The 26,125-nt window shown below is 70.7% G+C and carries 15 protein-coding genes, 1 tRNA gene and 1 rRNA gene; 13 read left to right on the top strand and 4 right to left on the bottom strand.

Features of this window, described 5'->3' with window-relative positions; genetic code table 11:
- From rrf to ACIQU3_RS36280, 3 genes are all read left to right on the top strand, one after another.
- Nucleotides 1-92: ribosomal RNA gene (gene rrf / locus ACIQU3_RS36290) — 5S ribosomal RNA — on the top strand; the annotation flags it as partial.
- A 114-nt stretch (nt 93-206) separates the two neighbouring features.
- A complete protein-coding gene (locus ACIQU3_RS36285) occupies nt 207-869 on the top strand; it encodes a DegT/DnrJ/EryC1/StrS family aminotransferase (protein ID WP_403739219.1) in 663 nt (220 codons plus the stop codon).
- Between the two features lie 74 nt (nt 870-943).
- Nucleotides 944-1,019 (top strand) — tRNA-Thr (locus ACIQU3_RS36280).
- Between the two features lie 44 nt (nt 1,020-1,063).
- Here ACIQU3_RS36280 and ACIQU3_RS36275 read toward each other — a convergent pair.
- Entirely contained in the window at nt 1,064-3,817 is a 2,754-nt protein-coding gene (locus ACIQU3_RS36275; protein WP_403738689.1) for a SpoIIE family protein phosphatase, read from the bottom strand.
- Between the two features lie 382 nt (nt 3,818-4,199).
- Between ACIQU3_RS36275 and ACIQU3_RS36270 the strand changes: the two genes are divergently transcribed.
- The 10 genes from ACIQU3_RS36270 (at nt 4,200) to ACIQU3_RS36225 (ending at nt 19,453) form a co-directional block, all read left to right on the top strand.
- Nucleotides 4,200-9,671, top strand: coding sequence for a HAMP domain-containing protein (locus tag ACIQU3_RS36270; protein WP_403738692.1), 5,472 nt, complete (start codon nt 4,200-4,202; stop codon nt 9,669-9,671).
- 307 nt (nt 9,672-9,978) lie between these two features.
- Nucleotides 9,979-10,659 (top strand): two-component system response regulator, encoded by a 681-nt coding sequence (locus tag ACIQU3_RS36265; protein WP_030853408.1) that lies wholly within the window; start codon nt 9,979-9,981, stop codon nt 10,657-10,659.
- Between the two features lie 158 nt (nt 10,660-10,817).
- Nucleotides 10,818-13,571 (top strand): DNA translocase FtsK 4TM domain-containing protein, encoded by a 2,754-nt coding sequence (locus ACIQU3_RS36260; protein WP_403738696.1) that lies wholly within the window; start codon nt 10,818-10,820, stop codon nt 13,569-13,571.
- Between the two features lie 261 nt (nt 13,572-13,832).
- Complete coding sequence (locus ACIQU3_RS36255; protein ID WP_403738699.1) at nt 13,833-14,678, top strand: helix-turn-helix domain-containing protein; 846 nt, start codon at nt 13,833-13,835, stop codon at nt 14,676-14,678.
- 93 nt (nt 14,679-14,771) lie between these two features.
- The gene (gene rimO / locus ACIQU3_RS36250; protein ID WP_403738702.1) at nt 14,772-16,271 is read left to right on the top strand and encodes a 30S ribosomal protein S12 methylthiotransferase RimO; all 1,500 of its coding nucleotides are present in this window, start codon (nt 14,772-14,774) and stop codon (nt 16,269-16,271) included.
- Nucleotides 16,268-17,206, top strand: a complete 939-nt coding sequence (pgsA, locus tag ACIQU3_RS36245; protein WP_403929931.1) for a CDP-diacylglycerol--glycerol-3-phosphate 3-phosphatidyltransferase — start codon at nt 16,268-16,270, stop codon at nt 17,204-17,206. Before rimO ends, pgsA begins: the two co-directional genes overlap by 4 nt.
- On the top strand, nt 17,203-17,748 hold the full coding sequence (locus ACIQU3_RS36240; protein ID WP_403738708.1) for a CinA family protein: 546 nt from the start codon (nt 17,203-17,205) through the stop codon (nt 17,746-17,748). Before pgsA ends, ACIQU3_RS36240 begins: the two co-directional genes overlap by 4 nt.
- A 109-nt stretch (nt 17,749-17,857) precedes the next feature.
- On the top strand, nt 17,858-18,238 hold the full coding sequence (locus tag ACIQU3_RS36235; protein ID WP_031134902.1) for a helix-turn-helix domain-containing protein: 381 nt from the start codon (nt 17,858-17,860) through the stop codon (nt 18,236-18,238).
- 233 nt (nt 18,239-18,471) lie between these two features.
- Nucleotides 18,472-18,942 (top strand): Dps family protein, encoded by a 471-nt coding sequence (locus tag ACIQU3_RS36230; RefSeq protein WP_403738713.1) that lies wholly within the window; start codon nt 18,472-18,474, stop codon nt 18,940-18,942.
- A 286-nt stretch (nt 18,943-19,228) separates the two neighbouring features.
- A complete protein-coding gene (locus ACIQU3_RS36225; protein ID WP_403929934.1) occupies nt 19,229-19,453 on the top strand; it encodes a hypothetical protein in 225 nt (74 codons plus the stop codon).
- 43 nt (nt 19,454-19,496) lie between these two features.
- Here the strand turns inward: ACIQU3_RS36225 and ACIQU3_RS36220 are convergent, their stop codons facing one another.
- From ACIQU3_RS36220 to ACIQU3_RS36210, 3 genes are read right to left on the bottom strand one after another with little or no spacing between them, the layout of a single operon-like run.
- Complete coding sequence (locus ACIQU3_RS36220) at nt 19,497-20,261, bottom strand: SDR family NAD(P)-dependent oxidoreductase (protein ID WP_403929928.1); 765 nt, start codon at nt 20,259-20,261, stop codon at nt 19,497-19,499.
- A gap of 33 nt (nt 20,262-20,294) precedes the next feature.
- Nucleotides 20,295-21,116, bottom strand: coding sequence for an Fpg/Nei family DNA glycosylase (locus tag ACIQU3_RS36215; protein WP_403929925.1), 822 nt, complete (start codon nt 21,114-21,116; stop codon nt 20,295-20,297).
- A gap of 60 nt (nt 21,117-21,176) precedes the next feature.
- A complete protein-coding gene (locus ACIQU3_RS36210; RefSeq protein WP_403929922.1) occupies nt 21,177-26,111 on the bottom strand; it encodes an ATP-dependent helicase in 4,935 nt (1,644 codons plus the stop codon).
- Between the last annotated feature and the right edge of the window lie 14 nt (nt 26,112-26,125).

Here is a 26,125-nt window from a genome sequence, read left to right as displayed (position 1 = left end):
CGCCCGGTTACATTCCGAACCCGGAAGCTAAGCCTTACAGCGCCGATGGTACTGCAGGGGGGACCCTGTGGGAGAGTAGGACGCCGCCGAACAATCATTGAAAGGGTTGGACCCGGAACTTCGGTTTCGGGTCCAACCCTTTTTTGTTTCGCGTCACTTGAAGTTCACGTGGCACGACGAGCATCCACAGCATGGGTACTGCTGCAATGCTCAGGGCCGCCGGTGTCGGAGTCGGTGACGAGGTCGTGGTGCCGGCCTTCGGGAACGTCGAGGTCGCCGAGGCCGTTGCCAAGGCCGGGGCTCTGCCGGTGTTCGCCGACATAGACCCCGCCACCTACTGCCTCGACGCCGCTGCTGTGGAAGCGGCGGTGACTCCGCGTACCGCGGCCGTGGTTGTCGTACACCGCTTCGGCCGGCTCGCGGACGTTCCGCGGCTGCACGCGCTCGGACAGCGGCACGGACTGCTCGTCCTTGAACAGGGCGAGTCCGAGGCGCCGTACGACGAGATAGCCCAGCGCAGGGAGCGTGCGGGTTACCTCCACGCCAAGTTGAGGGGTGTCCGGGTGCCGGACGACGGCGACGGGCACACCTACCAGCAGTACGTCGTGCGGGTGCCCGGCAACGGGCGGCCCGATCGGGATGCCTTCGCACGGGCCGTGCGGGCCAGGGGAGTTGCGTGCCGGGTGCCTGTGAAGACGCCCGTGCACCGGCTGCCCGAATTCCGGAGGTGCATCGCCCTGCCGGAGACCGAGCGGGCCTCCGACGAGACGCTCGCGCTGCCTGTGGACGCGTCGCTGACCAAGCGGGACATGCAGCGCATCGTGTCCGCGTGCAACGCCCTCGGAGGGCTGCTGCAGCCCGCGTTCTGACGTGGTTGGGAGCACGGGTGTGTTCGGGGTATGATCTATTCCGTTGCCGCGGGGGAAACTTCGCAAAGCAACAGGCCCCTATAGCTCAGTCGGTAGAGCGTCTCCATGGTAAGGAGAAGGTCAGCGGTTCGATTCCGCTTGGGGGCTCCAGCAGAAAAGGCCCCACCCTCTCGGGTGGGGCCTTTCGCGTTCTCCTAATCCTTGTGCGGGCCGGGGACGCGCATCGCCAGGATCGCCATGTCGTCCGACGGGGCGTCCGACGCGAAGCGTTCCACCGCGCGCATGATGCGGGCAGCGACGGCGCCGGCCGTCAGGCCCGTGCAGGTCGTGAGGACATCGGCGAGGCCGTCGTCGCCGAGCATGCGCGCACCCTCACGGCGCTCGGTGACGCCGTCCGTGACGCACAGGAGGACATCGCCCGCATCGAGGGTGACGGTCTGCTCGTAGAGCTCCAGGTCCTCGATGACGCCGAGGAGCGGCTGGGGTTCCGCGGCCGGTTCGACCGAGCCGTCCTGGCGCAGACGCAGCGGGAGCGGGTGCCCGGCACAGACGACCTTCAGCTCGGCGCTGCCGTCCTCCTGGGGGCGCATCTCGCCGTAGAGGAGGGTGAGGAAGCGGCTGCGGGCGCCTTCGTCGAGGATCGCGGAGTTGAGGCGCTCCAGGACCGCGGGGCCGCTGAGGCCCTCCCGGGCCAGCAGGCGCAGGGCGTGGCGGGCCAGGCCCGTGACGGCCGCCGCGTTCGGGCCGGTGCCGCACACGTCGCCGATGGCGAAGCCGTAGGCGCCGTCGCTGATGGGGAAGACGTCGTAGAAGTCGCCGCCGACCTCGTTGCCCTCGCCCGCGGCGCGGTAGATGACCTCGACCTCGACGCCCTCGATCTCGGGAAGTTCCGGGGGGAGCAGGCTGCGCTGGAGAGACTGGCTGATCGCCGTGCGCTCCGAGTAGAGGCGGGCGTTGTCCAGGGCCAGCGCGGCTCGGCGGGAGAGGTCCTCGGCGAGTTCCAGGATCTCCTGGCGGAAGTGCTCGTCGGTCGGCTTGCCGAGGGTCAGCATGCCGATGACGCGGTTGCGGGCGACCAGGGGAAGGACGACGGTCTCGCCGCCGACGGCGGAGGCGGTGGCCAGGGTGGGGCCGATGCCCGGTGTGACCTGGCGGGTGGGGCTGCCACTGAGGCCGAGGCTGCGCATGGAGCTGCGCAGGGCCGCCTGGTGGGCGACCTCGCCGGGGGCCGTCCACACGCGGGCGCCCGGGGTGGGGACCGGGTCGGGCGGCGGGACCTTCGACAGCAGGGACTTGATGCCGTCGATGAGTTCCTCGTCCTCGTGCAGCACGTAGGAGAGGTAGGGCTCGGAGGCCTGGTCGGCGATCGTGTACACGGCGCACCAGGTGGCGAGGGTCGGGACGGTCATCTGGGCCATGAGGGCCAGGGTCTGGTCCCGGTCCAGGGTGCCGGCCAGCAGGTCGGAGGCCTCGACGAGGAAGCTGAGGGAGCCGCGGCGCAGGCGCTCCAGTTCACCCAGACGGGCCGACTCGACGGCGAGAGCGATGCGGTCGGCGGCGAACTGGAGACGCAGGGCCTCCTCGTTGGAGTATCGGGAGGGCGCTTCGGCGGCGACGCCGAGGGAGCCGGTGAGGCGGCCCTCGACCTTCAGCGGGACGGTGACGACCGAGCGCATGCCCGTGCTGTTGAGCAGCGGTACCGCGCCGGGGACCGCGGTCAGGTCGTCGTGGACGGCGGGCATGCGGGCCGAGCCGTAGCGGCCGGGGCCGGCCTCCACGGGGACACGGGCGAAGCGCTGGCGGGCGGAGGGGAGACCGGTGGAGGCGCGGACCTCCAGTTCCGTCTCGTCGTCGGTGGCCAGCAGGAGGAACGCCGAGTCGCCGTCGAGCATGTCCCGGGCGCGTTCCACCGTGCGCTGGAGGAGACCGTCGAGGTCGTCCGGGGCGGGGGAGCCGATGAAGACCTCGAAGGGGTCGGTGCTCTGGCCCTCGGAGCCGGTCGAACTGTCCGAGGCGGGCCCGCGCAGGGGCGTCTGCAGAACTGCCCGTTCGTGGTCCCGTACCAGGAGGCACACGGTTGACGGCTCGCCGCCGGTGTCGCGGACGCGCAGGTGGGAGGCGTAGACGGGGGTGACGCGGCCGGTGGCGGCGCGGATGCCGTAGCTGCCTTCCCAGCGGGAGAGGCGGAGGGCTTCCGCGATGCCGGTACTGGTGCCGGGCGTGTGGGGCCAGGCCGCGAGGTCGGTCAGAGGCTTGCCGGTGACCTGCTCGGCGGGGTAACCGAAGAGTTCCTCGGCGTCCTCGTTCCAGGCGGAGATGTGGCCGGTGCGGTCGATCTGGATGACGGCGACGCGGACCCGGCCGTCGGCGAGGGGAAGGAGGTCGGAGGGGAGGGCCGGGCCGGCCGCCCGGGTGCCCACCGCGCGTGCGGGCAGGTCCAGTTGGAACCAGACGGTCTTGTGGGTGGGGGTGTACTCGACGCCCCAGCGGCCGGCGAGGGCCGCGCACAGCTGGAGGCCGCGGCCCCCTTCGCGGTCGGGGCTGCCCATGTTGACGGCGGTGCCCTGGAGGGGGATCTCGCGTTCGGGGTAGCGGTCGGCCACCTCGATGCGTACGCCGTCGTCGCTGCGCAGGCACAGCACGTCGGCGGAGGTGCCGGCGTGGACCACGGCGTTGGTCACCAGTTCGCTGGTGAGAACCACGGCGTCGTCGACGATGTCGGCGAAACCCCAGCCCTGGAGGGTGTCGCGGACGAACGAGCGGGCGCTCGCGACCGAGCGCCCGACGGGCTCGAAACTGGCGGCCGCGCGCGCGGTGATCACAGAACTCCTCGACCGGTTCTCGACGTGCTGGGCTGCGGGGCCGACCGGTTCGCGCCGCTGCTGCGGCAGGCTGCCCGTCGGCCGGGGGTCCGAGGGCTGTTCCCCCGGGATCAGTCCGGTGGTCATGTTGTGTGCGGCCGCCCCTCCGATGCCCGCTCGTCTTCGTGCCACCGCCCAGGCCGGACGGGACCGGCGCGGCTGGACAGCCGGATGCAAGGTTACTTACCTTCGCGGTCCGTGCGGATGCCGGTCTGCAGTGTTTCCGTCCGGAGGGTGTGCGGACGATGTGCGAAGCTGCCGAACTGTTATGGCCTGGTTCGGCCGGGGTGAAACACTGGGCAGGCTTCCTGTGAAGGTCCGGGCAGGCTGTGTGTCCGACGGTGAGCGGGGGCAGCAGCCCCCTGGAAGCGGCCTGGTATGCAGGGCAGAGAATACGCAGTAGTAACTGGTACGCCGAGTGCGGTACCCGAGCACAGCAGTGACGGTCGACCCCTGCGGGAGGGACACAGTGGAGTCTGGCGCAGCGACGCGTGGCAAGAAGACGCGCGCCAAGGGCGGACAGTCCCCGGTCAACCAGGGCAAGGTGCGCAGCGGCACGACCGAGGTGGACACGGCTGCCCTGAACCGGCTGATGGCGGCCCTGGTGTCCATGCGGGACGGGAATTTCCGCAAGCGGCTCACGGTGTCGGGCGACGGCGTGATGGCCGAGATCGCGGCGGTCTTCAACGAGGTGGCCGACCGCAATCTGCACCTGACGGGTGAGCTGTCGCGGGTGCGGCGGATGGTGGGCCGTGAGGGCAAGCTGACCGAGCGGCTGGAGACGGGTGCCTGTGAGGGTTCCTGGGCGACGGCGATCGACAACTCGAATGCCCTGGTGGACGACCTGGTGCGGCCGGTTTCCGAGGTCGGCCGGGTGCTGTCGGCGGTGGCGGAGGGCGATCTGTCGCCGCGGATGGAGCTGCGGACCCAGGTGCCTGACGGGAACGGTCAGCCTCTGCGGGGCGAGTTCCTGAAGGTCGGACGGACCGTCAACAACCTGGTCGACCAGCTGTCGACGTTCACCGACGAGGTCACGCGTGTGGCCAGTGAGGTGGGCACCGAGGGCAAGCTGGGCGGGCAGGCCCGGGTGCGGGGCATGTCGGGCTCCTGGCGGGACCTGACGGACTCCGTCAACACGATGGCGTACCGGCTGACGGCCCAGGTGAGGGACATCGCGCTGGTGACGACGGCGGTCGCCAAGGGTGATCTGTCGCGGAAGGTCACGGTCCAGGTGGCCGGCGAGATGCTGGAGCTGAAGAACACCGTCAACACGATGGTGGATCAGCTGTCGGCGTTCTCGTCCGAGGTCACACGGGTGGCCCGCGAGGTGGGTACCGAGGGCGCGCTGGGCGGTCAGGCGCAGGTGCCGGGCGTCGCCGGTGTGTGGAAAGAACTCACCGATTCGGTGAACACGATGGCCGGGAATCTGACGGCTCAGGTACGTGGGATCGCGGAGGTGACGACCGCGGTCGCCAACGGTGATCTGTCGCGCAAGGTGACCGTGCCGGCGCGCGGTGAGGTCGCGCAGCTCGCCGACACGATCAACCAGATGACCGAGACGCTGCGCATCTTCGCGGACGAGGTCACGCGTGTGGCCAACGAGGTCGGTGCCGAGGGGCAGCTCGGCGGTCAGGCGAACGTGCCGGGTGCGGCGGGGACGTGGAAGGACCTCACCGATTCGGTGAACACGGTCTTCCGGAATCTGACCACTCAGGTGCGGGACATCGCCGCGGTGACGACGGCGGTGGCCAACGGTGACCTCTCGCAGAAGGTCACCGTCGACGTGGCCGGCGAGATGCTGGAGCTGAAGAACACCGTCAACACGATGGTGGATCAGCTGTCCGCGTTCGGTGCCGAAGTGACGCGTGTGGCGCGGGAGATCGGTGTCGAGGGTGAACTGGGCGGCCAGGCGCAGGTGCCGGGCGCTGCGGGCACGTGGAAGGACCTGACGGACTCCGTCAACACGGCGTTCCGGAACCTCACCGGTCAGGTGCGGAACATCGCGCAGGTGACGACGGCGGTGGCCAACGGTGACCTCTCGCAGAAGGTCACCGTCGACGTATCCGGCGAGATGCTCAAGCTGAAGAACACCGTGAACACGATGGTGGACCAGCTGTCGAGCTTCGCCGACCAGGTGACGCGGATGGCCCGGGACGTGGGCACGGAGGGCCGTCTGGGCGGTCAGGCCCGTGTCGACGGTGTGTCGGGCACCTGGAAGGAGCTCACCGACTCCGTCAACTCGATGGCCGGGAACCTCACTTCCCAGGTACGCAACATCGCGCAGGTGACGACGGCGGTGGCCCGTGGTGACCTGTCGCAGAAGATCGACGTGGACGCGCGCGGGGAGATCCTGGAGCTGAAGAACACCATCAACACGATGGTCGACCAGCTTTCGGCCTTCGCCGACCAGGTGACCAGGGTCGCCCGCGAGGTGGGCACGGACGGCCGGCTGGGCGGTCAGGCGCAGGTGCCGGGCGTGGCCGGGGTGTGGCGTGACCTGACGGACTCCGTGAACGGCATGGCGTCCAACCTGACCGGCCAGGTGCGCAACATCGCCCAGGTGGCCACGGCGGTGGCCCGGGGTGATCTGTCGCAGAAGATCACCGTGGACGCGCGCGGGGAGATCCTGGAGCTGAAGAACACCCTGAACACGATGGTGGACCAGCTGTCGTCGTTCGCCGAAGAGGTCACCCGAGTGGCCCGTGAGGTGGGTACCGAGGGCATCCTCGGTGGTCAGGCCGAGGTGCAGGGTGTCTCCGGCACCTGGAAGGACCTCACCCAGTCCGTGAACGGCATGGCGAACAACCTGACCATCCAGGTGCGCAACATCGCCGAGGTCACGACGGCGGTGGCCCGGGGTGATCTGTCGAAGAAGATCACCGTCGACGCCAAGGGCGAGATCCTCGAGCTGGTCACGACCGTCAACACGATGGTCGACCAGCTGTCGTCGTTCGCCGAGCAGGTGACGCGGGTGGCCCGTGAGGTGGGCACCGAGGGCATCCTGGGCGGCCAGGCGCACGTGCCGGGTGTCACGGGCATCTGGAAGGACCTGAGCGACAACGTCAACCTGATGGCGAAGAACCTCACCACTCAGGTGCGGAACATCTCCCAGGTCTCCGCGGCGGTCGCCAACGGTGACCTGACGCGGCAGGTCACCATCGAGGCGCGCGGTGAGGTCGCGCAGCTCGCCGACACCATCAACACGATGGTGAAGACGCTCAGTTCGTTCGCCGAGCAGGTCACCAAGGTGGCCCGTGAGGTGGGCACGGACGGCATCCTCGGCGGACAGGCGCACGTGCCCGGTGTGGCGGGGACGTGGAAGGACCTCACCGAGTCCGTGAACCAGATGGCGTCCAACCTGACCGGTCAGGTGCGCAACATCGCCATGGTGACCACGGCGATCGCCAAGGGCGACCTGACCAAGAAGATCGACATCGACGCGCGCGGCGAGATCCTGGAGCTGAAGACGACCATCAACACGATGGTCGACCAGCTGTCGTCGTTCGCCGAGGAGGTCACCCGGGTGGCCCGTGAGGTGGGCACGGAAGGGCAGCTGGGCGGCCAGGCGCGCGTGCGTGACGTGGACGGCACCTGGCGTGACCTGACGGAGTCGGTGAACGAGATGGCCGGGAACCTGACCCGGCAGGTGCGTGCCATCGCTCGCGTGGCGACCGCGGTGACCCGCGGCGATCTGAACCTGAAGATCGACGTGGACGCGTCCGGGGAGATCCAGGAGCTCCAGGACTACATCAACAAGATGATCGCCAACCTGCGCGACACCACGATCGCCAACAAGGAGCAGGACTGGCTGAAGGGCAACCTGGCCCGGATCTCGGCGCTGATGCAGGGCCGCCGGGACCTGGAGGACGTGGCGTCGCTGATCATGAGCGAGCTGACGCCGGTCGTCTCCGCGCAGCACGGCGCGTTCTTCGTGGCGATGCCGCTCGTCGACGGCGAGGACATGAGCGCCACGGATGAAGACCAGTACGAGCTGCGCATGCTCGGCAGCTACGGCTACTCGATGGGCTCGATGCCGACGTCGTTCCAGCCGGGTGAGGCGCTGGTCGGGACGGCTGCCGAGGAGAAGCGCACGATCCTGGTGGAGAACGCGCCGAGCGGCTATCTGAAGATCTCCTCGGGCCTCGGTGAGGCGCCGCCCGCGCAGGTGATCGTGCTGCCAGTGCTGTTCGAGGGCAGCGTGCTCGGGGTGATCGAGCTGGCGTCCTTCACGCCGTTCACGCAGATCCAGAAGGACTTCCTGAACCAGATCGCGGAGATGATCGCGACGAGCGTCAACACCATCTCCGTCAACACCAAGACCGAGCTGCTGCTGGCGCAGTCGCAGGAGCTGACCGAGCAACTGCGCGAGCGCTCGGCCGAGTTGGAACAGCGGCAGAAGGCCCTCCAGGCGTCCAACGCCGAACTGGAGGAGAAGGCCGAGCTGCTGGCCCAGCAGAACCGCGACATCGAGGTGAAGAACACCGAGATCGAGGAGGCGCGGCAGGTCCTGGAGGAGCGCGCCGAGCAGCTCGCGGTGTCGATGCGCTACAAGAGTGAGTTCCTCGCGAACATGTCGCACGAGCTGCGTACGCCGCTCAACTCACTGCTGATCCTGGCCAAGCTGCTCGCCGACAACGCCGAGGGGAACCTCTCCCCGAAGCAGGTCGAGTTCGCCGAGACGATCCACGGGGCCGGTTCCGACCTGCTCCAGCTGATCAACGACATCCTCGACCTGTCGAAGGTCGAGGCGGGCAAGATGGACGTCTCCCCGACGCGGATCGCGCTGGTCCAGCTGGTGGACTACGTGGAGGCCACGTTCCGGCCGCTGACCGCGGAGAAGGGCCTGGACCTGTCGGTGCGGGTCTCGCCGGAGCTGCCCGCGACGCTGCACACCGACGAACAGCGGCTGCTGCAGGTGCTGCGCAACCTGCTGTCGAACGCGGTGAAGTTCACAGACTCCGGTTCGGTGGAGCTGGTCATCAGGCCGGCGCGGGACGACGTGCCGCAGCGGATCAGGGAACAGCTGCTGGAAACCGGGTCGTTGACCGACCCCAACGCCGAGCTGATCGCGTTCTCCGTGACCGACACCGGGATCGGCATCGCGTCCAGCAAGATGCGGGTGATCTTCGAGGCGTTCAAGCAGGCCGACGGCACGACCAGCCGGAAGTACGGCGGGACGGGGCTCGGGCTGTCCATCTCGCGGGAGATCGCCCAGCTGCTCGGCGGTGAGATCCACGCGCAGAGCGAGACGGGGCGCGGCTCGACCTTCACGCTGTATCTGCCGCTGCACCCCAGTGAACTGCCGCCTCAGGGCTACCAGCAGCAGCTGCCGACACTGGAGGCCGGTGAACTGGTGGCGTCGACGGCCGACCCGTCCGAGCTGTCGGACGTGGAGACCGAGACGCCGGCCGAGGTGCAGTCGTACCGCGAGACGCAGAACGGGCCTGCCGCCCTTTTCCGGCGGCGCCGCAGGATGCCCGAGCTGCCGCCGCGACCGGCCCAGCTGGAGCAGTGGACACCGTCCGAGCAGGAGCCGGCGCCGAAGCCGCACCGCGGTATCCGCTTCGGCGGCCAGAAGGTCCTGATCGTCGACGACGACATCCGCAACGTCTTCGCCCTGACCAGCGTCCTGGAGCAGCACGGCCTGTCCGTGCTGTACGCGGAGAACGGCCGGGAGGGCATCGAGGTCCTGGAGCAGCACGACGACGTGGCGGTCGTGCTGATGGACATCATGATGCCCGAGATGGACGGGTACGCCACGACCACGGCGATCCGCCGGATGCCGCAGTTCGCCGGTCTGCCGATCATCGCGCTGACCGCCAAGGCGATGAAGGGCGACCGTGAGAAGGCGATCGAATCCGGCGCGTCCGACTACGTGACGAAGCCGGTCGATCCCGATCATCTGCTGGCGGTGATGGATCAGTGGATGCGAGGAGAATGAGGGGAACGTTGGGCAGTTGCGCGACCATGACGGGAAGGTTCGGTGTTCACACGGAGTCGCGGACTCGGTGTGCGCATAGTCGTGTAGAAGTACAGGATCTGGGGAACCTTCTGGTCTCCTGCTGCGTTTCCGCTACGTGCACAGTGACATCACGGTGACAGGGTGTGGCGACGGGCAGGGTGCGGCTACGATGACCGGCACAAGGACGGGCGGCGCAAGGGAGTCGTCCGCTGGGGCGGCACCCACCGGTGCTGTCACAGGTCCTGCGGACAGGGGAGGCCCCACGCCGGGGCGAGGAGGGCGGGCCATGGTGCAGAAGGCCAAGATCCTCCTGGTCGATGACCGGCCGGAGAATCTGCTGGCGCTGGAGGCGATCCTCTCTGCGCTCGATCAGACGCTGGTGCGGGCATCGTCCGGGGAGGAAGCGCTCAAAGCGCTGCTCACGGACGACTTCGCGGTCATCCTGCTGGATGTCCAGATGCCGGGAATGGACGGCTTCGAGACGGCCGCGCACATCAAACGGCGCGAGCGGACCCGGGACATCCCGATCATCTTCCTCACGGCGATCAACCACGGCCCGCACCACACCTTCCGGGGCTACGCGGCGGGCGCGGTGGACTACATCTCCAAGCCGTTCGACCCGTGGGTGCTGCGCGCGAAGGTCTCCGTCTTCGTCGAGCTGTACATGAAGAACTGCCAGCTGCGGGAGCAGGCGTCGCTGCTGCGGCTCCAGTTGGAGGGCAACGGCAAGGACGCGGGCGGTGAGGCCAAGGAGTCGGCCGGGCTGCTCGCGGAGCTCTCCGCGCGGCTCGCGGCCGTCGAGGAGCAGGCCGAAGCGCTGACCAAACAGCTCAACGACGAGTCGACGGACGCCGCCGCGGTGGCCACGGCGGCTCATCTGGAGCGCAAGCTCACGGGGTTGCGGCGGGCGCTGGACGCGCTGGAGCCGGGCACCGGGAGCACCTCCTCGGTGTCCTCGCAGAACTGACGTGCGGGCAGGCGGCATTGCCCGCCACTGACGCGCGCGCAGGCGGCATTGCCCGCCCGTGACCGCGCGTCAGTTTGGCGCCTCTCCCGGAGCGACACGAACGGGTGAAGCCGTGGACACACGTGTCCCCTGTCGTCTCCCCCGGTAACCTCACACACATGGCCTCACGTCCCTCCGCAGCCAAGAAGCCGTCGCCCGCGAAGAAGGCGGCCTCGAAGGCTCCGGCGAAGAAGGCCGCCGCCAAGAAGGCTCCCGCGAAAAAGGCGCCCGCCCGGAAGGCCGCGGCCAAGAAGGTTGCGCCCAGACCGGCTCCCAGTCCCACCGGTGGCATCTACCGGCTGGTGCGGGCCGTATGGCTCGGTGTGGCGCACGCCGTCGGTGCCGTGTTCCGCGGCATAGGGCAGGGCGCCAAGAACCTCGACCCGGCCCACCGCAAGGACGGTGTCGCGCTGCTGCTGCTCGCCATCGCGCTGATCGTCGCCGCGGGCACCTGGGCCGACCTCAAGGGCCCGGTGGGCGACCTGGTGGAGATCCTCGTCACCGGTGCCTTCGGCCGCCTGGACCTGCTCGTGCCGATACTCCTCGCGGTCATCGCCGTGCGGTTCATCCGGCACCCGGAGAAGCCCGAGGCCAACGGACGCATCGTCATCGGCCTGTCCGCGCTCGTCATCGGCGTGCTCGGCCAGGTCCACATCGCGTGCGGCTCACCCGCGCGCGGTGACGGCATGCAGGCCATAAGGGACGCCGGCGGCCTCATCGGCTGGGGCATGGCGACCCCGCTGTCGTACGCCATGGGCGACGTGCTCGCCGTGCCGCTGCTGGTGCTGCTCACGGTCTTCGGGCTGCTGGTCGTCACGGCGACCCCGGTCAACGCCATCCCGCAGCGGCTGCGGCTGCTCGGGGTGCGCCTCGGGCTCGTCCGCGACCCGGCCGAGGACGAGTTCGCCTTCGCCGACGACGAGGAGCGTTACGACGAGCAGTGGCGCGAGGCGCTGCCCGCGCGCCCGCGCGGCAGGCGCGCGCCGGCGCCCGAGGCGTACGACCCCGACGGTGCCGAGCAGGAGGCCCTCACGCGGCGTCGTGGCCGTCCGCGCCGCTCGGCGGTGCCGCAGCCCGACATGGACCGGCCCAGGGACGCGGTGGACGTCGCCGCGGCGGCCGCCGCGGCCCTCGACGGCGCCGTGCTGCACGGCATGCCGCCCTCCCCGGTCGTCGCCGACCTCACCCAGGGCGTACGCGTGGGGGACCAGGAGGCGACCACGCCGACGCCCGTCCCGGCCGCGCGCCCCCAGCAGGAGAAGCTCAAGCAGGACAAGGCCGAGCAGTCCGCGCCCGAACCGCAGCGGCCGAAGCCCGGCGTGCGCGACCTCACCAAGGCCCCGCCCGCCGAACCCCGCGACATGCCCGCGCGCGCGGAGCAGCTCCAGCTCTCCGGCGACATCACGTACTCGCTGCCGTCGCTGGACCTGCTGGAGCGCGGCGGCCCGGGCAAGGCCCGCAGTGCCGCCAACGACCTCATCGTCGAGTCGCTGACGACGGTCTTCACCGAATTCAAGGTGGACGCCGGCGTCACCGGCTTCACCCGCGGTCCGACGGTCACGCGCTACGAGGTCGAGCTCGGCCCCGCCGTGAAGGTCGAGCGGATCACCGCCCTGACGAAGAACATCGCCTACGCCGTCGCCAGCCCGGACGTGCGGATCATCAGCCCCATCCCCGGCAAGTCCGCGGTCGGCATCGAGATCCCGAACACCGACCGGGAGATGGTCAACCTCGGCGACGTACTCCGTCTGGCGGAGTCCGCCGAGGACGACGATCCGATGCTGGTCGCATTCGGCAAGGACGTCGAGGGCGGCTACGTCATGCACTCGCTGGCGAAGATGCCGCACATGCTGGTCGCCGGCGCCACCGGCTCCGGAAAGTCGTCCTGCATCAACTGCCTGATCACCTCGATCATGATGCGGGCGACCCCCGAGGACGTCCGGATGATCCTCGTCGACCCCAAGCGGGTCGAACTGACCGCGTACGAGGGCATCCCGCACCTGATCACGCCGATCATCACCAACCCCAAGCGGGCCGCCGAGGCGCTCCAGTGGGTCGTGCGCGAGATGGATCTGCGCTACGACGACCTCGCCGCCTACGGCTACCGGCACATCGACGACTTCAACAAGGCCGTGCGCGAGGGCAAGGTCAAACCGCCCGAGGGCAGCGAGCGCGAGCTCCAGCCGTACCCGTACCTGCTGGTCATCGTCGACGAGCTCGCCGACCTGATGATGGTCGCGCCGCGCGACGTCGAGGACGCGATCGTGCGCATCACGCAGCTCGCGCGCGCGGCCGGCATCCACCTGGTGCTCGCCACGCAGCGGCCGTCGGTGGACGTCGTCACCGGCCTGATCAAGGCGAACGTGCCGTCACGCCTGGCGTTCGCCACGTCCTCGCTGGCCGACTCGCGCGTCATCCTCGACCAGCCCGGCGCCGAGAAGCTCATCGGCAAGGGCGACGGGCTGTTCCTGCCGATGGGGGCCAACAAGCCCACCCGTATGCAGGGCGCGTTCGTCACCGAGGAGGAGATCGCGGGCGTCGTCCGGCACTGCAAGGACCAGATGACGCCCGTCTTCCGGGACGACGTCGTCGTGGGCACCAAGCAGAAGAAGGAGATCGACGAGGACATCGGCGACGACCTCGACCTGCTGTGCCAGGCGGCCGAACTGGTCGTCTCCACGCAGTTCGGGTCGACGTCCATGCTCCAGCGCAAGCTGCGCGTCGGCTTCGCCAAGGCAGGCCGGCTGATGGACCTCATGGAGTCCCGGAACATCGTCGGACCGAGTGAGGGTTCGAAGGCTCGTGACGTTCTTGTGAAGCCTGATGAACTGGATGGCGTGCTCGCCCTGATCCGGGGGGAGTCTGAAGGGTAGGGAAGCGGGAGACGGTGGTCGCCGCACGGGGTGTGACGGCAATCGGGTCCGGATCGTGACCCACCCGTGAGGGATCATCGAGCAACCGTTTCCCGTCGGCGTACGTCAAGTTGAGGGAAGCGACGAACAGCGACCCCGCCATCGGAATGTCGGGCCATTCCGATGGCGTACAAAGTGACACCGCCCGGTTGCCCCACCCTTTTGGTACCCCCCTAGACTGAACTTCCAGCACAGGCGGCTACACGCTCGAAAGGCGCCCCCGTGTCCATCGGCAACTCCCCTGAAGACGAGCGTCCGTTCGAAAACGAGCACGTCGAAGCAGATCGCGAGGAAGCCCGCCCCTCCATCGGCCGTGCCCTGCAGCAGGCTCGCATCGCCGCCGGGCTGACCGTCGACGACGTCAGTAGCGCCACCCGGGTCCGCATGAACATCGTCCATGCGATCGAGGCCGACGACTTCTCACCGTGCGGTGGGGACGTCTACGCCCGTGGGCACATCAGGACCCTGGCCAAGGCCGTCCACCTCGACCCCGAGCCGCTGCTCGCCCAGTACGGCGACGAACACGGCGGGCGGCCGGCACCGACCCCGGCAGCACCGCTCTTCGAGGCGGAACGCATCCGTCCGGAGCGGCGCGGCCCCAACTGGACCGCTGCCATGGTCGCCGCGATCGTCGCCGTGATCGGGTTCGTCGGCTTCACGATGTTCCAGGGTGACGACAGCGGCAGCGAGGCGAACGTGGCCGAGGGCTCCACGCCCAGCGACTCCGCATCGCCGACCACCAAGAGCAAGAAGCCCGCCGAGTCCGCCCCCGAACCGTCGGACAGCGCCATCGCCGCCGCGCCCCAGGACAAGGTCACCGTCCGCGTGGCCGCCGCCGACGGCCGCAGCTGGATCGCCGCCAAGGACCACAACGGCCGGATGATCTTCGACGGCGTCCTGAAGCAGGGCGACACCAAGACCTTCCAGGACAGCTCGAAGGTCCAGCTCGTCCTCGGTGACGCCGGCGCGATCGACCTCTTCGTCAACGGCAAGAAGATCGAGGAGAACTTCCAGCCGGGGTCCGTGGAGCGCCTGACGTACACGAAGGGCGACCCCGAGGCCGGGTGATCAGGCCGAAAGGTCCGGTTCGTACGGGGTTGGCCGGGAAACGGCCAACCCCGTCGACGTGGGGTGTCAGCGGGACGAAGTAGTCTTGAGCCCATGCCTGAACGCCGTACCGTCGCACTCGTCACCCTTGGCTGCGCCCGTAACGAGGTGGACTCGGAGGAGCTCGCAGGCCGTTTGGAGGCGGACGGCTGGCAGCTCGTGGAGGACGCCGAGCACGCGGACGTCGCCGTCGTGAACACCTGCGGCTTCGTCGAAGCCGCCAAGAAGGACTCCGTCGACGCCCTCCTGGAGGCCAACGACCTCAAGGGGCACGGCAGAACCCAGGCCGTCGTGGCGGTGGGCTGCATGGCCGAGCGGTACGGCAAGGATCTCGCCGAGGCCCTCCCCGAGGCCGACGGTGTGCTCGGCTTCGACGACTACGCGGACATCTCGGACCGCCTGCAGACGATCCTGAACGGCGGCATTCACGCCTCCCACACCCCGCGGGACCGGCGCAAACTGCTGCCGATCAGCCCGGCGGAGCGCCAGGAGTCGGCCACCGAGGTCGCCCTGCCCGGACACGGCCCGACCGAGCCCGCCGTGGCGCCGGCCGACCTTCCGGAGGGCCTAGCTCCGGCCTCGGGCCCGCGTGCGCCCCTGCGTCGTCGCCTGGACGGTTCCCCGGTCGCCTCCGTGAAGCTCGCCTCCGGCTGCGACCGGCGCTGCTCCTTCTGCGCCATCCCGTCCTTCCGTGGCTCCTTCATCTCCCGCCGCCCGAGCGACGTGCTGAACGAGACCCGGTGGCTGGCCGAGCAGGGCGTGAAGGAGGTCATGCTGGTCTCCGAGAACAACACCTCCTACGGCAAGGACCTCGGCGACATCCGCCTGCTGGAGTCGCTGCTGCCCGAGCTCGCCGAGGTCGACGGCATCGAGCGTGTCCGTGTCAGCTACCTCCAGCCGGCCGAGATGCGGCCCGGCCTCATCGACGTGCTGACCTCGACCCCGAAGGTCGCGCCCTACTTCGACCTGTCCTTCCAGCACTCCGCGCCCGGCGTGCTGCGCGCGATGCGCCGGTTCGGCGACACCGACCGCTTCCTCGAACTGCTCGACACCATCCGGAGCAAGGCGCCCGAGGCCGGTGTCCGCTCCAACTTCATCGTCGGCTTCCCCGGCGAGAGCGAGGCCGACCTCGCCGAGCTGGAGCGCTTCCTGAACGGCGCGCGGCTGGACGCCATCGGCGTCTTCGGCTACTCCGACGAAGAGGGCACCGAAGCGGCGACCTACGACAACAAGCTCGACGAGGACGTCGTCGCCGAGCGACTGGCCCACATCTCGCGCCTGGCCGAGGAACTCGTCTCGCAGCGGGCCGAGGACCGCGTCGGCCAGAGCGTGCGGGTCCTCGTCGAGTCCGTCGACGAGGACGGCGTCCACGGCCGTGCGGAGCACCAGGCGCCCGAGACGGACGGCCAGGTGCTGCTCACGAGCGGCGCGGGGCTGCGTGTCGGCCGTATGGTCGAGGCCAAGGTGGTCGGTACGGAAGGTGTCGACCTGGTGGCCGAGCCGCTGCAGGGCTCGTTCGCATCGCCTGCGTGGAGTGAGGAGGCGGGCAGATGACCGGTGTCCCGGCATCCGCGGCGGGAGGCCCCTCCGGAGCGAGGAGGGCCGCGGCCGGTACGGCTGCGGCGGCCTCGGGGACGGCGCCCGGGGCCGCGGTCGCGCGGTCGGCCGAGGGCGGGCCGTCCGGTGCGGGGCATGCTGCGGCGCCCGGCGCCGGATCCGGCGGGGCCCCTGACGGCGGGCACGACGGGGCTGTCGACGCCGGGGACTGTGGGACCGCCGGTGCTGGTGCCGGTCTCGGTTCCGGTTCCGGTGAGGCGGTCCTGGGTGCGGAGGCCGGTGGAGACGTCCAGGGCGAAGGGAAGACCCCGCGGGGCGGGAAGATCGCTGCCGCGGCCGTCAACCAGGCCAGCGTCTGGAACATCGCCAACCTTCTGACCATGCTCCGGCTGGTCCTCGTACCGGCCTTCGTCGCCCTGATGCTCGCCGACGGCGGTTACGACCCGGCATGGCGGTCCCTCGCCTGGGCCGCTTTCGCGGTCGCCATGATCACGGACCTCTTCGACGGTCATCTGGCGCGCACCTACAACCTGGTCACGGACTTCGGGAAGATCGCCGACCCGATCGCCGACAAGGCGATCATGGGTGCGGCGCTGATCTGTCTGTCCGCGCTCGGAGACCTGCCGTGGTGGGTGACCGGCGTCATCCTCGGCAGGGAACTCGGGGTCACTCTGCTGCGTTTTCTGGTCATCCGGTACGGCGTCATCCCGGCCAGCCGCGGAGGCAAGCTCAAGACCCTCACCCAGGGCGTGGCCGTCGGCATGTACGTGCTCGCACTGACGGGGTGGCTGGCGACCCTGAGGTGGTGGGTGATGGCCGCGGCGGTTGTGCTGACCGTGGTGACCGGGCTCGACTATGTGAAACAGGCCATTGTCTTGCGCAGGCAGGGAATCGCCGCGCGCAAGGCCGCGTTGGAGGAGAAGGAAGCGTGAGTTCCACGGCCACCGACGTGGTCCGACTACTCACGGTGAAGGGTGAGACGCTCGCCGTCGCGGAGTCGCTGACCGGTGGCCTCGTTGCGGCGGAGATCACGTCGGTCCCCGGGGCGTCCAAGGTCTTCCGGGGCTCGGTGACCGCTTACGCCACCGACCTGAAGCGCGACCTGCTCGAGGTCGATGCCGCCCTGCTGGCGGCCCGCGGAGCGGTGCATGCGCAGGTCGCGGCCCAGATGGCGGCCGGCGTGCGCAAGGCGCTCGGCACCGACTGGGGCATCGCGACCACCGGTGTCGCGGGCCCCGATCCGCAGGACGGGCAACCCGTCGGAACGGTCTTCGTCGCCGTGGACGGTCCCGCCGGGACGCATGCCGGTTCTGCCGGCGGCGGAAAAGTGGAGGCTCTGCGGTTGAACGGCGGCCGTGCGGAAATTCGTAGAGAGAGTGTACGGAGCGTACTCGCACTGCTCCTGAAGGAGCTTGCGGGCGAACAGACTGGGAATGAGCGGGCACAGGATACGGAACGGAACGGGGGGTTTTGATGTTTGCAGCCCTGAGTGAACACGACATCGCTCCCCGCACGGCCGCGGCGCAAGGCGGTACGGTGGGGCGTAATGGATGCGGCTACGCGGTCCGAGGAGGGAGCCACCGATGATTCTGCTCCGTCGCCTGCTGGGTGACGTGCTGCGTCGGCAGCGCCAGCGCCAGGGCCGTACTCTGCGCGAAGTCTCCTCGTCCGCCCGAGTCTCACTCGGCTATCTCTCCGAGGTGGAGCGGGGGCAGAAGGAGGCTTCCTCCGAGCTGCTCTCCGCCATCTGCGACGCGCTGGACGTACGGATGTCCGAGCTCATGCGGGAAGTGAGCGACGAGCTCGCCCTCGCCGAGCTGGCCCAGTCTGCTGCGGCCACACCCAGCGAGCCTGTACCCACGCCGGTTCGCTCGATGCTGGGCTCCGTCTCGGTGGCCGGTGTGCCACCGGAACGGGTGACCATCAAGGCGCCCGCCGAAGCGGTGGACGTCGTCGCCGCGTGAGGCTTCACGCGTACGCGGCATGAGCGAGTGGCGCCCGACCAGGCGCTGAGAAGTGGTGAGGCCCCGGCCGGGCCTCTCCGGGAGATCCGGAGGGGCGTCGCCCGGGGTTTTCGCTTGCCCGGCCCCGGTGGACATCGCCCCACGGGCACGGTGTCCGGTTCGTGTGCGTTTGCCGGTGTGGCGTGCGGCGGTCATCGTTGAGGGGATGGCGGGGGCAGTCCTCGGAGGTGCGGATGTACGTCGTGAAGAGCCCGTTGTCGGACGCGAACCTGAAGACCGTGTCCGAGGCGCTGCAGGGTGCCCTGGTCGATCTCGTTGATCTCGCCCTCGTGGCGAAGCAGATCCACTGGAACGTGGTGGGGCCGCGCTTCCGTTCCGTGCATCTCCAGCTCGACGAGGTAGTCGACACCGCGCGGAAGTACTCCGACACCGTGGCCGAACGCGCCGCCGCCCTCGGTATCTCGCCCGACGGGCGTGCCGCGACGGTGGCGGTCGGCAGCGGGATCGGGGTGACCCCGGAAGGGTGGGTCGACGACACGACCGCCGTGGGCACGCTGGTCGACGCGCTGGGAGCGGTGATCGTGCGGATGCGGGAGCGGGTCGAGACGACAGGGGAGCCGGATCCGGTGAGCCAGGACATCTTCATCGGGATCACGGCGGACCTGGAGAAGCATCACTGGATGTTCCAGGCCGAGAACGGGTGACCCCAGCGGAAGCGGCCGCTGGGCCGGGTGGGAGAGGTGTCACCGCCCGGCCCGGACGGCTGTGCGGCGCGGGAAGGCCGTGTGGTGCGGGAAGGCCGTGTGGCGCGGGTGGGTCGCACCCGCGTGACCCGCGTGGGATCCGCGGTGCAGCCGTGTGCCTGTGGTGCGCCCTGTCGGCATGCGGGGGCGGCGGCATAGCCTCGGGCCGGAGGTGGCGGCCGTGGCGGGGATAGCGGGCTGGGGAGGTCGGAGCTGGGGGGCTCGCGGGGTCGCGCTCGGCCTGGGGATGCTGTGGTGGTGGGCCGTGCTCCGGCTGGTGGCCGCCCCCGGAGCGGGGGTTCTGGAGGCGGCGGTCGCGGCCGGCGGGTGGGGGCTGAGCGTGCTGCCCGTGCATTGCGTGCCCAAGCGCCAGGCGCGGGGAGTGGTGGGGGCCGGGCGGCTGCGGCGGATCTGGCGGGCCGGGGGTGCCGGCGCGACAGGGGCGGCGAGGGCGAAGTCGGGGGAGACGTAGAGCGGTGATTCGGGGTCGCGGGGCAGTGGGGGCCATGCTCCCGTCACCACGGCATGGCCACGCCCCCGTTCGGGCGGAAAATCTGGCCCGTGGTGAAGGCCGAGGCGTCGGAGGCCAGGTGGAGGACCGCATGGGCGATGTCCTGGGGTTCGCCCACACGGCCCAGCGGTGACATGCGAGCCATCACGGACTCCGTGTGCGCCTGGGAGGTGCTGTCGTTGCGGTCGGTCATGGGGGTACGGATCCAGCCCGGGGCGACGGCGTTGACGCGGATGCCGTGCCGGCCCAGCTCCGTGGCCAGGGTCTTCGTCAGCTGGACCACCGCCGCCTTGGCCGCCCCGTAGCAGAGCAGCCCGGGGCCGCCCGTGTCGACGGCGCCCGAGGCCATGGTGACGATGCTGCCGCGGGTGCCCCGGGCGATCATCAGGCGGGCCGCTTCCTGGCAGGCGTACAGGACGCCCTTGAAATTGACGTTCAGTACCCGGTCGAGGTCCTCGTCCCGCGTCTCCAGTACGGGGCTGCTGTGCATGATCCCGGCGACGGCGGCCAGGGCGTCCAGGCGCTCGCAGGAGGTGAGGGCCTGTTTCAGGCGGTGCCGGTCGGTGACGTCGAGCGTGTGGGTGTGGGCGGTGCCGCCGCTGTCCCCGATCAGGGCCGCCGTCCCGTGCAGGCCCTCGGTGTCACGGTCGGCGCAGTGCACCGTCGCCCCCGCCTCGGCGAACAGGAGAGCGCAAGCGCGGCCGATGCCGCTCGCCGCGCCGGTGACGAAGACCGTGCGGCCGGTGAGGTCGTACGCCGTGACGGGCATACAGGGGACCGTACGAGCATTTCTGACGGGCCGTCAATTGTTGTGGCCGCGCCGGGTCGGGGTCGGGGCGGGACCCGGCTGGCAGGTGGGGCACCAGTAGGTGGGGCGTTCACGGGAGCCGTCGCCCTGGTCGGCGACGCGGATCGAGGTACGGCAGCGGAGGCAGGGGCGCGGTGCGCGGCCGTAGACGAAGAGGTCCTGGCCGCGGCGGCCCGTCGTGCTGCGGATCGGACGGTCGCGGTTGGCCTCCAGCAGCCTCTTGGCGAGGGCGGGCAGCTTCGCTGCACGGTCCGGGGGCAGGTCGCCGGCCGGGAGCCAGGGGGTGACGCCGAGCAGGAAGCAGAGCTCGCTCTTGTAGACATTGCCGATGCCGGCGAGGTTGCGCTGGTCGAGCAGGGCCTCGCCGAGTGCCCGGGCGGGGTCCTTCAGGACGTGGGCGAGGGCCCGGTCGGGGTCCCAGTCCGGGCCCAGGAGGTCGGGGCCGAGATGGCCGACCGCATGCTGCTCGTCGGCCGTGCGCAGAAGTTCCAGCACGGGGAGGCGGTAGCCGACGGCTGTGCGGTCGGTGTTGCCGAGGATCGCGCGGATCTGATGGCCGGGGCCGCCGCTCCAGCGCTGGCCGTTCCCGTACACCTTCCAGGAGCCGTCCATCCGCAGGTGCGAGTGGAGGGTGAGGCCGCCCTCGATGCGAGTGAGGAGGTGTTTGCCGCGCGCGGTGACGTCGAGGACGACGCGGCCCGTGAGATCGGCGGTGGCGAAGCGGGGCACCCTCAGGTCGCTGCGGGTCAGGACTTGTCCCGCGAGGGCGTCGTCCAGCCGTTTCGCGGCCTGCCAGACCGTGTCACCTTCGGGCATGGGTCAAGGGTGACACGAAGGCCGCACGCCAGGGCCGGTACGGCTGTGGGCGGCCGGCCGTCACGCGCGCAGGCGCAGCCCTCGGGGCGTCGCGATGAAGCCCGCTCCTTCCAGGAGGCTGCCGATGGGGGAGGTCAGCGCCTGGGCGCCGTTGACGCGTTCCACCGTCACCGTGCCGAGTGAACCCGCGCGGGCTGCCGCGGCCAGGGCTTCCGCGGCGCTGTGCAGCCGGGAGTCGTCGGCGGGATCGCCGTCCGGGTCGGTGGGCCAAGCCAGCAGGGTCTTGCCGCCGCGCTCCATGTAGAGCGTCAGTTCGCCGTCGACCAGGACCACCAGGGAGCCCGCTTTGCGGCCCGGTTTGTGCCCCGCGCCGGTCGGAGGCTCGGGCCAGGTCAGCGCTGCGCCGTACGCGTTCGCCGGGTCGGCGGCCGCGAGCACGACGGCCCGGGAGGCTCCGTCGGGGCGGGTACGACGGCCCGGGAACCCCCGGTCGTACGCTGCGCGGCCCCCGTTCTGCCAGGCCGGGGCGGGCTGTGGGGGGGAGTCACGGGGCGACACCCACTCACCCGGGGACGGCCTTGGGGGCTCGTCGGAGGGGTCCAGACCGGGAAAACCGTCGGGGCCGGGCTCGTCGATGTGCCCGTGAGAGGGGGCGAAGTCGTCGTCCGCGCCGGCGAAGTCATGGGCGGCGAAGTCATGGGCGGAGAACGGGTCGGGTGCGGGGCCGGGAGGCGGACCGGTCAGGTCCTCGCCGCGGTCGCGGGCGTTGGACACCGCCCGCAGGCGGTCCACCGCGCCGTCCATCGCGAACTGCGCGGCACCAAGGCCCTCCACCACATAGCCGCGGCGGGCCTGGCCGCTCTCCTCGAAGACGGACAGGACGCGGTACGTCGCCGAGAAGCCGCCCTCCACACCCTCCGCCGAGACCGCACCCCTGGTGACCACGCCGTGCCGGTCGAGGAGGGTACGGGCGAGCGCGTGGGCCCGGACGGTGGGGTCGGGCTCATGGGCCGGGAGCAGCGACCAGCGGCCGGCGACCGTCGGTGGGCCGGAGCGGGACGAGGAACGGGCCGCGGCCGTCAAGGAGCCGTAGCGGCCGCGCGGGACGGAGCGCTTGGCGCGGTGGGCCGTGGAGCCGGCGGTGCGGCCCGAGCCGAGCAGGGAGCGCATCGGGGTGAGCGTGTCGTTCGTCAGACGGCCGGACCAGGCCAGGTCCCAGAGAGCGTCGGCCAGCTGCGGATCCCCCGCCTCGGGATGGGTGGTGGCACGGACCTGGTCGGCGATCTGGCGGAAGAACAGGCCGTAGCCGCCGGAGAGGGTGTCCAGGACGGACTGGTGCAGCGCGGTCAGCTCCAGGGGGTGCGGGGGCGGCAGGAGCAGGGGGGCCGCGTCCGCCAGGTAGAGGGAGACCCAGCCGTCCTTGCCGGGGAGGGAGCCCGCCCCGGCCCAGACCACCTCTCCGGCGGCGGTCAGTTCGTCCAGCATGGCCGGGGTGTAGTTCGCGACCCGGGAGGGCAGGACCAGCTTCTCCAGGGCGGAGGCCGGCACGGACGCGCCCTGGAGTTGCTCGATGGCCCGGACCAGCCCGTCGACGCCGCGCAGAGAGTGGCCCTTTCCGATGTGCTGCCACTGGGGGAGGAACTGGGCGAGCGCGGCCGGCGGCACCGGTTCCAGCTCGTGCCGCAGGGCGGCCAGGGAGCGGCGGCGCAGCCGGCGCAGCACGGCCGCGTCACACCACTCCTGGCCGATCCCGGCCGGGTGGAACTCGCCCTGGACGACCCGGCCGGCCGCCGCGAGCCGCTGGAGGGCGCCCTCGGTGACGGCGACGCCCAGTCCGAAGCGCGCGGCGGCCGTCGCCGAGGTGAACGGGCCGTGGGTGCGGGCGTAGCGCGCGAGGAGGTCGCCGAGCGGATCCTTGACGGGTTCGGTGAAGGCTTCCGGGACGCCGACCGGCAGAGCCGTGCCCAGCGCGTCGCGCAGGCGGCCCGCGTCCTCGATCGCCGCCCAGTGGTCCGCTCCCGCGACACGCACCCGGATGGCGCGGCGGGCACCGGCGAGTTCCTGCGCCCATTGCGGCTCGGCGCCCCGCTCGGCGAGCTCCGCGTCCCTGAGCGGGCCGAGCAGACGCAGGAGGTCCGCGACCCCCTCGGCGTCCTTGACGCGGCGGTCCTCCGTGAGCCACTGGAGCTCCCGCTCCAGCTCGGTCAGCACCTCCGCGTCGAGCAGTTCGCGCAGCTCCGCCTGGCCCAGCAGCTCGGCCAGCAGCCGCGAGTCCAGGGACAGGGCGGCGGCGCGGCGCTCGGCCAGCGGGGAGTCACCCTCGTACAGGAACTGGGCGACGTAGCCGAAGAGCAGGGAGCGCGCGAAGGGCGACGGTTCCGCGGTGGTGACCTCGACGAGGCGCACCTTGCGGGACTCCAGGTCGCCCATCAGCTCGACGAGACCGGGCACGTCGAAGACGTCCTGGAGGCACTCGCGGACCGCCTCCAGAACGATCGGGAAGGAGCCGAACTCGCTCGCCACCTGCAACAGCTGCGAGGCGCGCTGCCGCTGCTGCCACAGCGGGGTGCGTTTGCCCGGGTTGCGGCGCGGCAGCAGCAGCGCACGGGCGGCGCACTCGCGGAAACGGGAGGCGAACAGTGCCGAGCTGCCCACCTGGTCGGTGACGACCTGGTCGACCTCCCCCTTGTCGAAGACGACGTCGGCGGCGCCCACGGGGGCCTGCTCGGCGTCGTACTCCCGGCCCATCGTCACCGGCTCCTGGTCCAGCAGGTCCAGGCCCATCAGGTCGGCGTCCGGCAGCCGCAGCACGATGCCGTCGTCGGCGTGCATGACCTGCGCGTCCATGCCGTACCGCTCGGACAGCTTGGCGCCCAGCGCCAGCGCCCAGGGGGCGTGCACCTGGGCGCCGAAGGGGGAGTGCACGACCACGCGCCAGTCGCCGAGCTCGTCGCGGAAGCGCTCCACGACGATCGTCCGGTCGTCCGGGACGTGACCGCAGGCCTCGCGCTGCTCACGCAGGTACGACAGCACGTTGTCCGCCGCCCACGCGTCCAGCCCCGCGGCGAGGAGACGCAGGCGGGCGTCGTCCTCGGGCAGCGAGCCGACCTCGCGCAGGAACGCGCCCACCGCCCGGCCCAGCTCCAGCGGACGGCCCAGCTGGTCGCCCTTCCAGAAGGGCAGCCGGCCCGGCACCCCCGGGGCGGGGGAGACCAGGACACGGTCGCGGGTGATGTCCTCGATGCGCCAGGAGCTGGTCCCGAGGGTGAACACGTCGCCGACGCGGGACTCGTAGACCATCTCCTCGTCGAGCTCGCCGACCCGGCCGCCGCCCTTCTTGGGATCGGCGCCCGCGAGGAAGACGCCGAACAGACCGCGGTCGGGGATCGTGCCGCCCGAGGTGACGGCCAGGCGCTGCGCGCCCGGGCGGCCGGTGACCTCGCCGGTGACCCGGTCCCACACCACGCGCGGGCGCAGCTCCGCGAACGCGTCGGACGGGTAGCGGCCCGCCAGCATGTCGAGGACCGCAGTGAAGGCCGACTCGGGAAGCGAGGCGAAGGGAGCGGCCCGGCGGACGGCGGCGAGGAGGTCGTCGAACTGCCAGGTGTCCAGGGCCGTCATGGCGACCACCTGCTGGGCCAGGACGTCCAGCGGGTTGGCCGGGACCTTGAGGGACTCGATGGACCCGGTGCGCATGCGCTCGGTGACCACCGCCGCCTGCACCAGGTCGCCCCGGTACTTCGGGAACACCACGCCGGTGGAGACCGCGCCCACCTGGTGCCCGGCCCGGCCGACCCGTTGCAGCCCTGAGGCGACGGAGGGCGGCGACTCCACCTGCACGACCAGGTCGACCGCGCCCATGTCGATACCCAGTTCCAGACTGGACGTGGCCACGACAGCGGGCAGGCGGCCCGCCTTGAGGTCCTCCTCGACCAGAGCGCGCTGTTCCTTGGACACCGAGCCGTGGTGAGCGCGGGCGATGACCTGGGGTGCACCCTGGGCCGCCCCCGAGCCGCCCATGAGCTCGGCGGGGGAGTGATGCTCGTCGAGGGGCTCGCCCGTGGCCCGCTCGTAGGCGATCTCGTTCAGGCGGTTGCAGAGGCGCTCCGCCAGGCGGCGGGAGTTCGCGAAGACGATCGTGGAGCGGTGCGACTGGACGAGGTCTGCGATCCGCTCCTCCACGTGCGGCCAGATGGACGGACGCTCGGCGCCCTCCTGACCGTCGGCGACCGGAGAACCGCCCAGCTCGCCCAGATCCTCCACAGGGACGACCACGGACAGGTCGAACTCCTTGCCCGACTTCGGCTGGACGATCTCCACCTTGCGGCGGGGCGACAGGAAACGGGCCACCTCGTCCACCGGGCGGACCGTCGCGGACAGGCCGATGCGGCGGGCGGGCTTCGGCAGGAGGCCGTCCAGCCGCTCCAGCGAGAGCGCGAGGTGGGCACCGCGCTTGGTGCCGGCGACCGCGTGCACCTCGTCGAGGATCACCGTCTCCACGCCCGCCAGTGCGTCACGCGTGGCGGACGTCAGCATCAGGAACAGCGATTCCGGCGTCGTGATCAGGATGTCCGGCGGGCGGGTCGACAGGGCGCGGCGCTCGGCGGCGGGGGTGTCGCCCGAGCGGATGCCCACCTTGACCTCGGGCTCGGGCAGGCCGAGGCGCACGGACTCCTGGCGGATCCCGGTCAGGGGGCTGCGCAGGTTGCGCTCCACGTCCACCGCCAGGGCCTTCAACGGGGAGACGTACAGGACGCGGCAGCGTTTCTTCGGGTCGGCGGGGGGAGGCGTGGCGGCCAGCTGGTCCAGGGCGGCCAGGAAGGCAGCCAGGGTCTTTCCCGAGCCGGTGGGGGCGACGACCAGCACGTCCGAACCCTCGTGGATGGCCTGCCACGCACCGGCCTGGGCCGTGGTGGGCGCGGAGAAGGCACCCGTGAACCAGGCGCGGGTCGCGGGGGAGAAACCGTCCAGGGGCCGGTGCGCATTGCTGGGCATGCGTCCATCGTGCA

This window comes from Streptomyces sp. NPDC101110 (genome assembly GCF_044759525.1).
Taxonomy (GTDB): Bacteria; Actinomycetota; Actinomycetes; order Streptomycetales; family Streptomycetaceae; genus Streptomyces.
Note: the sequence above shows the minus strand (reverse complement) of the source record. Positions and strands in the feature narration are given on the sequence as shown.

What these genes read in the sequence shown, in the direction of transcription:
- ACIQU3_RS36225 (WP_403929934.1), top strand. Translation starts at nt 19,229, where the DNA reads ATGCTGTGGTGGTGGGCCGTGCTCCGGCTGGTGGCCGCCCCCGGAGCG.
- ACIQU3_RS36265 (WP_030853408.1), top strand. Translation starts at nt 9,979, where the DNA reads ATGGTGCAGAAGGCCAAGATCCTCCTGGTCGATGACCGGCCGGAGAAT.
- pgsA (WP_403929931.1), top strand. Translation starts at nt 16,268, where the DNA reads ATGACCGGTGTCCCGGCATCCGCGGCGGGAGGCCCCTCCGGAGCGAGG.
- ACIQU3_RS36215 (WP_403929925.1), bottom strand. Translation starts at nt 21,116, where the DNA reads ATGCCCGAAGGTGACACGGTCTGGCAGGCCGCGAAACGGCTGGACGAC.
- ACIQU3_RS36260 (WP_403738696.1), top strand. Translation starts at nt 10,818, where the DNA reads ATGGCCTCACGTCCCTCCGCAGCCAAGAAGCCGTCGCCCGCGAAGAAG.
- ACIQU3_RS36235 (WP_031134902.1), top strand. Translation starts at nt 17,858, where the DNA reads ATGATTCTGCTCCGTCGCCTGCTGGGTGACGTGCTGCGTCGGCAGCGC.
- ACIQU3_RS36210 (WP_403929922.1), bottom strand. Translation starts at nt 26,111, where the DNA reads ATGCCCAGCAATGCGCACCGGCCCCTGGACGGTTTCTCCCCCGCGACC.
- ACIQU3_RS36230 (WP_403738713.1), top strand. Translation starts at nt 18,472, where the DNA reads ATGTACGTCGTGAAGAGCCCGTTGTCGGACGCGAACCTGAAGACCGTG.
- rimO (WP_403738702.1), top strand. Translation starts at nt 14,772, where the DNA reads ATGCCTGAACGCCGTACCGTCGCACTCGTCACCCTTGGCTGCGCCCGT.
- ACIQU3_RS36220 (WP_403929928.1), bottom strand. Translation starts at nt 20,261, where the DNA reads ATGCCCGTCACGGCGTACGACCTCACCGGCCGCACGGTCTTCGTCACC.
- ACIQU3_RS36285 (WP_403739219.1), top strand. Translation starts at nt 207, where the DNA reads ATGCTCAGGGCCGCCGGTGTCGGAGTCGGTGACGAGGTCGTGGTGCCG.
- ACIQU3_RS36275 (WP_403738689.1), bottom strand. Translation starts at nt 3,817, where the DNA reads ATGACCACCGGACTGATCCCGGGGGAACAGCCCTCGGACCCCCGGCCG.